Raw genomic sequence first — 8,371 nt, 5'->3', positions numbered from 1 at the left:
GGCACGCGCACGCGGATCTTTCTCCTGTCGTCGAGCGGCGTCGTCACGGCGGTGACTTCCGCGAAACCGCCCAGACCCAGGCTGAAGTCCAGCCAGATGTCCTCTTCTTCTCCCTGTACCGCCATCACTTTTTCCTCCCGAGCCATCGGACCTTGTAGACCTCCGGGCCATCCGATCGCTGCTGCCGCGTGGTGCCGTCGGTGCTTGTGACCTCGCCGCCTTGCCGGCCCGGCCCCGTCGTCTCGCCGGAAGGCGCAGCCCGCGAGCTGGGCTCGCCGTTGCGCAAGAGCTCGAAGCGCTGCCTTGCCGCGAGGGTGTCCTTTTCATCGACGTGATGAAACATGACCTCCTGGTCGAAGCGCGTCTGGACGTCCCGGTTCATCTTGTCGGGCGTGCGGCTGTCGGGCTTCACGAAGCTGTGCGTGGTCGCATGCGCCCGCCAGATGCCCCGAGTGCCGTGCACGATCCCCGAAGCGTTCCAGCAGGTGTAGCTGGACCCACCGTTGATCACGACCTCTTCGGCCGCCGTGATCGTGATCCGGTCGGCCTCCTGCCGGATGTTCATCTTCGCAAGCACGTTGATGCTGTTCTTCAGCGCCGCGATGTCGATGTCCGCATTGCCCGCCACCAGCTTCATGCCGGCCTTGTAGGCGAACATGCGCACCGCGTTCCTCGCCGAAACCAGGAAGCTCTTCGCACTGGCGACGCTGGTGTGCCCGCCGCTGGTGAGCGCGTTGTGTCCGCCGCTCGCGAAATGGCTTGAGCCTTGTGCGGAGGCCTGGATGCCGCAAGGGCTGGCGAGCGTCAGGTGCGGCTGGTCGAACTCCGGGAACTCGCCTTGCGCGGCGCCGCCGGTCTTGCCCCTGATCGCATCGTTCTGTTGCTTGAGTTCCCTGGCGACTTCGCTTTGATCGCCTTCCTCGTGAGCCTTGGCAGCCAGCGCTATCTGCGACATGCCTTCGTGCACGTCGCGGGCCTGGGTGAGCCGCGCGATGGTCTCGCCCATGTCGGTGATGTGCGCCCGCGCGTTCGGCCGGGGCTCGGTGCTCACCAGCAGACCGTGCGCGGCGCGCAGTGCGCCGTGTCCATCGGTGCGCAGCTCGAAGCCCTGGCCGCGATCGTCCTTGCGGCCGGCGGTGTCCTCGATGCGGCCTATGTGCCCGAGGCTGAGGCTGCTGCACTGGTGGTCGCTCTTGAGCTGCGCCTGCACCTTGCTCGCGCTGTCGTCGAGGGCCAGGTGGTTGCCGCGCAGGCCGCCTCCGAGTTCACGGCTGCGGATGCCCATCAGGTGAGTCTGGGCGGGCAGCTTCCATGCCGGCATTTCGTCGGCGTTGTGAAAGCGGCCAACGATGATCGGGCGGTCGGGGTTGCCGTTGAGGAAATCGACGACCACCTCCTGCCCGATGCGCGGCAGCGCCGCCGTGCCGAACTGCGCGCCCGCCCAGCCGTGCGACACGCGCAGCCAGCACGACGAGTTCTCGTCATTGCTTCCCAGTCGGTCCCACTGGAACTGCACCTTCACCCGCCCATGCTGGTCCGTCCAGATTTCCTCGCCCGCCGGGCCGACCACCACGGCCGTCTGCGGACCGCCGGTGCGGGGCTTCGGCGTGGAGCGCGGCGGGCGCCACGCGAAGCTGGTGGGCTGCGCATCGAAGGCGAAGCGCTGGATGGAGCCGCCCGACGTGCCGGCCGTGCCTTCGCTGGCGCGCAGGTTCTCCTGCAGGTGATAGGCCACGCCGAGCACCAGGTGCTGGCGGTTCTGGTCGTCACGCGGATGGCCGGCAAGTCGCAGCGTGTGGCCCGGCGCCAGCGAGCGCAGGTTGGACCGCCCGGAGACGAGGCTGCGCGCGCTCAGCTGTTCCTCGTTGCGGATGCCGGCGTAGATTTCGCCGTCGCCGTTCTGCAGGTAGTGGCCGGGCCACTCGAAGACTTCATGGCCGTCGTGATCGTGGCCCGGCGGCATCTGGCGCCGGCTCTTCAGGTCGGCCTTGGGCTTCTCGAAGTCGTAGTCGTCGGTGCAGTGGTGGCCGGAGCGCAGGTCCTCGGCCATTTCCCAGGCATAGATGCGCTCGGCCGGCTCCTCGCCGCCGGTCATGCCCGACTGCTCGTGCGGGTGGTAGCGCACCGTCTCGCCGCCGGGCAGTGGGTCGTGCGAGCCGGCGATGTCGTCCGCGAGCACCAGCACGTGCTGGGCGGCTTCGTGCCGGAAGTAGTAGCAGATGCCCTCGTGCTCGCACAGGCGCGACACGAAATCGAAGTCGCTCTCGCCGTACTGCACGCAATAGCTCCACGCCCTGTAGTTGCGTGTGAGCTTCTGCTCGAAGGGGTGCCCGTAGCGGCCGAGTACCTCGGCGAGGATCTCGGGAACACTGCGGTCCTGGAAGATCCTGTAGTCGTGCCGCTTCGAGGCCAGCCAGAACCACGGGCGCAGCCTCATCGCGTAGAAGCAGTGCCGCGCGTCTTCCCGCACGAGCCCGAAGCGGGTGACGATGCCTGCGAGATGGCGCGTGCCGCCGTGCCCGGTCTGCATCGACACCGTGGCCGTCTTGCCGAGCAGGGCCTTGGGGTCGATGGCGTTGCTGCTGCCCAGCAGTTCGACGTCGAAGGCGTAGGCCCGGCTCAGCGCCTCGCGGCCGACCAGCCGGTGGAATTGCAGCGCCTCGCCCATGGGCGTGGCAATGGTGACGCGACGGCCGGCCAGGATGGGCTTGGGCACGAGAGATCCTCCCTGAATAGTCGACTGCTCGACCGAAAATAGTTTTTTCGGATTATTCGAGCGAGCGATTCGAGGAGGATGACGAAGCGCGGAAAGCAGGGAAATGCGTGAAGAAATGCTCGCGGCAAACGCAAGGCGCGGCCATTTCCATGCCGCCCGGAATAAAAGGCGACCGCTTCAGGCCACCCGGTTCAACAGCTGCTCGCCGCGCACCCAGCGCCGCAGGTTGTCGAGAAACATGGTGGCCACGCGCGCCTCGTTGCCGTCCGAATGGCCCGCGGTGTGGGGCGTGACGATCACGTTCGGCAGGTTCCACAGCGGCGAGCCTGCCGGCAGCGGCTCGTGTGCGAACACATCGAGGTAGGAGCCGCTCAATGCGCCGTTGCGCAGTGCGTCGACCAGCGCCGCTTCGTCGACGACTTCGCCACGCGAGACATTCACCAGCCGCGCCCCCGCAGGCATCAGCGCGAGCGCCGCCGCATCGACGAGGCCGCGCGTGCGTTCGCTCAGCGGGCAGGCCAGCAGCAGCCAGTCGGCGCGCGGCAGCACCGTGTGCAGCTGCTCGTAGCTGAAGCTCTCGTGCGCCGGTGCCGCGGCCGCAGCCTCGCTGCCGCGCACGGACACGACGCGCAGGCCCAGCGCCGCGAGCAGCGCACCCAGCCCTTGCCCGATCGGTCCCCAGCCGACGATCACGGCGGTCTGCCCCGCAAGGTCGCGCGGCAGGCCGCTGCCTACCAGCGGCGACCATGCATGCGCGCGCTGCGCGGCCATCAGCTGTGGAAACTGCCGCGCCAGCATCAGCACGCCCGCGAGCGCGGTCTGCACCACCACGCCGGCATTGGCGCCGGAAGAGGTCGTCACTTCCACGCCGCGCGCGCGCAGCTCGCCGTACACCGGCCGGTCGGCGCCCGCCGAATGCGCGTGTACCCAGCGCAGCGAGGGCGCATTGCGCATCGCGTCGTGAAAGGCCTGCGTGTGCGGCAGCACCTCGTGCTTGGTCGAAAGGCCGGTGACGTCGCGCGAGACGAAGGCGATGTCGGCATCGTCGCCCGGGCTCACCAGAACGTGCGTGCGTTCGCCGAGTGCGGCACCCAGGTCGGACGCCGCCTGCGCGACGGCTTGCGCGCTCATCAGGATACGCAGGGGTGGGGTACTCGTCATCCGGCGCTCACTCGGCGGTCGCGCCCGATTCGCGCACGATCGCCTTCCACTTCTCGTACTCCTGGCGCGTGAACTTGCCGAACTGCTCGGGCGTGCCGCCCACCGGGTCGGCGCCTTCGCGGATCATCTGGGCTTCGAGCGAAGGCAGTGCGTCGTTCACCGACTTGTTGAGCAGCGCGATCACCGGCGCAGGCGTGCCCTTGGGCGCGAAGAAGCCGAACCACGAGCCGGCGGAGAAGTCGGCGAAGCCCTTCTCGGCGACCGTGGGCACGTCCGGCAGCGAGCGCGAGCGCTTCTGGCTGCTCACCGCGATGGCGCGCAGCTTGCCCGCCTTGATGTGCGAGATGACGGAAGGAATGGTGGCGAACATGAACTGCACGCGGCCCGCGAGCAGGTCGTTGAGCGCGTTCGCGCCCTTGTAGGGAACGTGCAGCATGTCCGCGCCCACGCGCTTGCCGAGCATATAGCTCGACAGGTGCGACGAAGTTCCGATGCCGGTCGATCCGTAGTTCAGCTTGCCAGGGTTGGCCTTGGCGTAGGCGATGAACTCCTCCAGCGTCTTCGCGGGCACGGCGGGGTTGACCACCAGCACGTTGGGCACGTCGGCGATCTGCACCACCGGCACGAGGTCGGTGAGCGGGTCGTAGGGCAGGCTCTTGTAGAGCGTCTGGTTGACGGCCATGGGGCCGACGGAATTGACGATCAGCGTGTAGCCGTCGGCCGGTGCGCGCACCACGAACTCGGTACCGATGTTGCCGCCGCCGCCGGGCTTGTTGTCGATGACGAAGGGCTGGCCGAGCTTTTCCGACATCTGCTGCGTCACCGCGCGCGCGAGGATGTCGGTGGTGCCGCCGGCCGTGAAGGCCACGACCACGCGCACGGGCTTGTTCGGATAGGCCGTCTGTGCGGCGGCGCAGGCAGCGGTGGCGAGCAGCGCCGTGGCGCAGAAGAGCCTGCGCAGGTAGGGAAAGGAAAGCTTGTCTCGTGTCATTGTTGTTCGTCCTCGTGGGAGTTGGCTGAAGCGGATGGAGGGAGGCTCAGTCGCGGAAGCCCGGGTCCATGCGGTCGAGCTTGCGCAGCAGCGCCGGCCATTCCATGAGCCCGTAGGGCCTGCGGGTGCCGGGCTGGTAGTTGTTCCAGGTCTCTTCCAGGATGTGCTGCGGCACCGCCTTGAGCGGCGAGTTGCACGACATCGCGCCGATCTGCGCGCGGCAGGCCAGCTCCAGCCGGTGCATCCAGTTGAAGGCCTCGCCCACGCTGCGGCCCACCACCAGCGCGCCGTGGTTGCGGAAGATGACGGCCTCGCCGTCGCCCAGGTCGGCCAGCAGCGAGGCCTGCTCCTCGGTGTTCAGAACCACGCCCTGGTATTCGTGGTAACCGATCTTCAAAAAGCGCATGGCGGTCTGCGTGAGCGGCAGCAGGCCGCATTCGAGCGAAGAGACCGCCATCGACGCCCAGCTGTGCGTGTGGATCACGCAGGCCACGTCGGGCCGCGCGGCATGCACGGCGCTGTGGATCACGTAGCCGGCCTTGTTGATGCCGTAGTCGAGCTCGCCGAAGTCTGGCTTCGACAGGATGTTGCCGTCCTGGTCCACCTTGATGAGGCAGGAGGCGGTGATCTCCTCGTACATCATCCCGTAGGGGTTGATGAGGAAGGCGCCTTTCTCGCCCGGCACGTGCGAGGAGATGTGGTTGGCCATCATGTCGGACATGCCGTAGAGGTCCACCAGCCGGTAGCAGGCGGCGAGGTCGACGCGGGCCTGCCATTCGGCTTCGGAGCATTGCCCCTTCATCGATGGAATCCGGAGTACGCCGGGTTGTGTCATGAGTCTTTCCTTCGCGGGTGAGTGTTCAGTCGGAGCCGAGTTGCAGACGGCTGGGCAGGCGCTTCTCGATGGCGAACTTCAGCAGCGCGGCCGATCGGAAGATGCCGTGCGCGAACTTGCCGTAGGGCAGCGTGAGAAAAAGCGCCATCACCACGCCCAGGTGCACCGCCAGCAGCAGCGCCATGAAGCGCGTGTCGCGCCACGCCAGCAGCGCGAGGCCGGTGAGGCTGGTGAGCAGCAGCAGCGCGATGAAGCCGCGGTCCATGGGGCGTTGCGCGGCGTCGCCGTGCGCCGGGTCGCGCCGCAGGTTCAGCCAGAGCAGGCCGACAGGGCCTATGACGAGGCCGATGCCGCCTGCCGTGCCCAGCAACACCGGCAGGCTGGTGAGTGCATAGGGCGCGTGAAGGCCGAGCAGGTAGTGGTAGAGCGTCGCCACGCAGGTCGAGGCGAAGCACAGCATGAAGCCGTAGAAGGTGAAGTGATGGAAGCGCCTGCGCCACAGGGTGAAGCGGTCGTCCTCGTTGTTGCAGCCTTCGCCGTGGCCGCCGTCCAGGTACTTCAGGCGCAGCGCGTCGTGCGCGGCCTCGGCGCCGGCGGATGTGCGCACGCCTGCCACCTCGGCGCGCGGGTTGTCGCGCGCAGGCGATACATCGCGCCAGAAACGGCGCACACCCATGGCCAGCGCGAACATCACGAAGAGGAACACCGCGCCGAACACCAGCGCGAGCAGGTTGTGCGGAAAGATCGCGTAGAAGTTGCCCGCCATCGGCTCGTGCAGCAGCGAGCCCGACATCGCCACGGCCAGCACCAGGAAGAGGGCGAGTCCGCCCGCCAGTGCCAGTGCGACCGTGAGGCCGGCCTTGCGGTACAGCGCCCCCATCGCGGGCGGCCATGCGTAGTCGTGGTACGTCTGCATGCGCACCTGCGCCATCGCCTGCGGCACGTTCACCGCGAACTCGTGCGGCGGCGCGTACTGGCAGGCATGCAGGCAGGCGCCGCAGTTGTGGCACAGGTTGGCAAGGTAGTGCGTGTCGGCCTTGTTGCCGAAGTCGAGCCGGCGGGTCATGGCCGGGAACACGGCGCAGAAGCCTTCGCAGTAGCGGCAGGCGTTGCAGATCTGCAGGATGCGCGCGACTTCTTCTTCGCCGGCGCTCAGCGGCAGCGCGGGGGCGATGGGAATCACGCGCTGCGCGGGCGTGCCCTCGGCATCCGCTCGGGCGCGTGCGACGAGATCAGTGAGCTGCTGCAAGCGCGGCCTCCTTGTCGTTCTTCGTGGAAGCCCGCGCGGCCTTGGCCGCCTGCGTGCCGGCGATGCGCCCGAAGGCCGTGCCGATGCTCATGCCGACGCCCGCCGTGTAGCCCTTGCCCAGCACGTTGCCGGCCATCATCTCGCCGGCCACGAAGAGGTTGGGGCTCGCGCGGCCGCCGAAGCGCACGGCCGCCGTCTCGTCCACCTTCAGCCCGAGGTAGGTGAAGGTGATGCCGGGACGCAGCGGGTAGGCGTGGAAGGGCGCGGTGTCGATGGGGCGCGCCCAGTGCGTCTTGGCCGGCGCGATGCCTTCGGTGCGGCAGTCGTCCAGCGTGGTGTGGTCGAAGCGGCCGACGCGGCATGCGGCGTTGTAGTCCTCCACGGTGCGCACGAAGGTGGCTTCGTCGAGGCCGATCTTGCGTGCCAGCTCGCCGAGCGTGGCTGCCTGAGTGCCGGGAAACACCGGCGGCATGAAGCGCCCGACCGCCTTCTGGTCGATGACCGACCACGCGATCTGGCCCGGCTGCTGCGCCACCAGCCGGCCCCAGATGGCGTAGCGCTTGGGCCAGAAGTCCTCGCCCTCGTCGTAGAAGCGCTTCGCCTCGCGGTTGACCACGACGCCCAGCGACACGCAGTCGATGCGCGTGCAGATGCCACCGTCGTACAGCGGCGCGCGCGCGTCGATGGCCACCATGTGGCCCTGCGAAGGATCACCGACGCTGTCGGCGCCCGCTTCGATCATGTGCTTGAGCAGCACGCCCTGGTTGAAGCGCGTGCCGCGGATCAGGAAGTTGTCGGCCGGCCATTCGCCGCGCTCGTTCCGCCCCCATGCCTCGCGCAGCCATTCGCGGTTCGACTCGAAGCCGCCGGCGGCCAGCACGCAGCTCTTCGCCTCGATGCGTTCGCCGGCTTCGGTGCGCACGGCCACGAAGCGGTCGCCGTCGAGCTCCACCGAGGCCACGGGCGTTTCGTAGCGGATCCGCACGCCGAGCCTCTCGGCGCTGCGGAAATAGGCATTCACCAGCGCCTTGCCGCCGCCCATGAAGAAGGCGTTGGTGCGCGCCACGTGCAGCGCGCCCGACAGCGGCGGCTGGAAGTGCACGCCGTGGCTGCGCATCCAGTCGCGGCAGTTCGACGAGGCGCGGATCACCAGGCGCGCGAGGTGCTCGTCGGTGAGGCCGCCGGTCACCTTCAGCAGGTCTTGCCAGTATTCCTCTTCGGGGTAGGCATCGACCAGCACGTCCTGGGGTGCGTCGTGCATGCAGCGCAGGTTGCGCGTGTGCTGCGAATTGCCGCCGCGCCAAGCCTTGGGCGAGGCTTCGAGCAGCAGCACCGAGGCGCCTGCCTCGCGCGCCATCAGGGCGGCGCAGAGGGCGGCATTGCCGCCTCCGACAACCAGTACGTCCATCACTCGTGGGT

6 protein-coding genes are annotated in these 8,371 nt (G+C 68.3%); all 6 read right to left on the bottom strand.

The features are described from left to right. Positions 1 to 124 precede the first annotated feature (124 nt). The 6 genes from BMY35_RS20345 to tcuA all read right to left on the bottom strand — a co-directional run bounded on the left by BMY35_RS20345 (position 125) and on the right by tcuA (position 8,363). Positions 125 to 2,668, bottom strand: coding sequence for a type VI secretion system Vgr family protein (locus BMY35_RS20345; protein ID WP_093202952.1), 2,544 nt, complete (start codon positions 2,666 to 2,668; stop codon positions 125 to 127). Between the two features lie 225 nt (positions 2,669 to 2,893). Beyond that, positions 2,894 to 3,847 carry a D-2-hydroxyacid dehydrogenase gene (locus BMY35_RS20340; RefSeq protein ID WP_256228954.1) on the bottom strand — a complete coding sequence of 318 codons (954 nt, stop codon included), beginning with the start codon at positions 3,845 to 3,847 and terminating at the stop codon, positions 2,894 to 2,896. Between the two features lie 37 nt (positions 3,848 to 3,884). Then, on the bottom strand, positions 3,885 to 4,868 hold the full coding sequence (locus BMY35_RS20335) for a Bug family tripartite tricarboxylate transporter substrate binding protein (protein WP_093202906.1): 984 nt from the start codon (positions 4,866 to 4,868) through the stop codon (positions 3,885 to 3,887). 46 nt (positions 4,869 to 4,914) lie between these two features. Beyond that, entirely contained in the window at positions 4,915 to 5,703 is a 789-nt protein-coding gene (locus BMY35_RS20330; protein WP_093202905.1) for a class II aldolase/adducin family protein, read from the bottom strand. A 25-nt stretch (positions 5,704 to 5,728) separates the two neighbouring features. Continuing rightward, positions 5,729 to 6,952, bottom strand: a complete 1,224-nt coding sequence (gene tcuB / locus BMY35_RS20325) for a tricarballylate utilization 4Fe-4S protein TcuB (protein WP_093202902.1) — start codon at positions 6,950 to 6,952, stop codon at positions 5,729 to 5,731. Then, positions 6,936 to 8,363 carry an FAD-dependent tricarballylate dehydrogenase TcuA gene (gene tcuA, locus BMY35_RS20320; protein WP_093202900.1) on the bottom strand — a complete coding sequence of 476 codons (1,428 nt, stop codon included), beginning with the start codon at positions 8,361 to 8,363 and terminating at the stop codon, positions 6,936 to 6,938. Before tcuA ends, tcuB begins: the two co-directional genes overlap by 17 nt. Between the last annotated feature and the right edge of the window lie 8 nt (positions 8,364 to 8,371).

This window comes from Variovorax sp. YR750 (assembly GCF_900109805.1).
Classification (GTDB): domain Bacteria; phylum Pseudomonadota; class Gammaproteobacteria; order Burkholderiales; family Burkholderiaceae_C; genus Variovorax; species Variovorax gossypii.
This window is presented reverse-complemented; position numbering and strand designations above follow the sequence as displayed.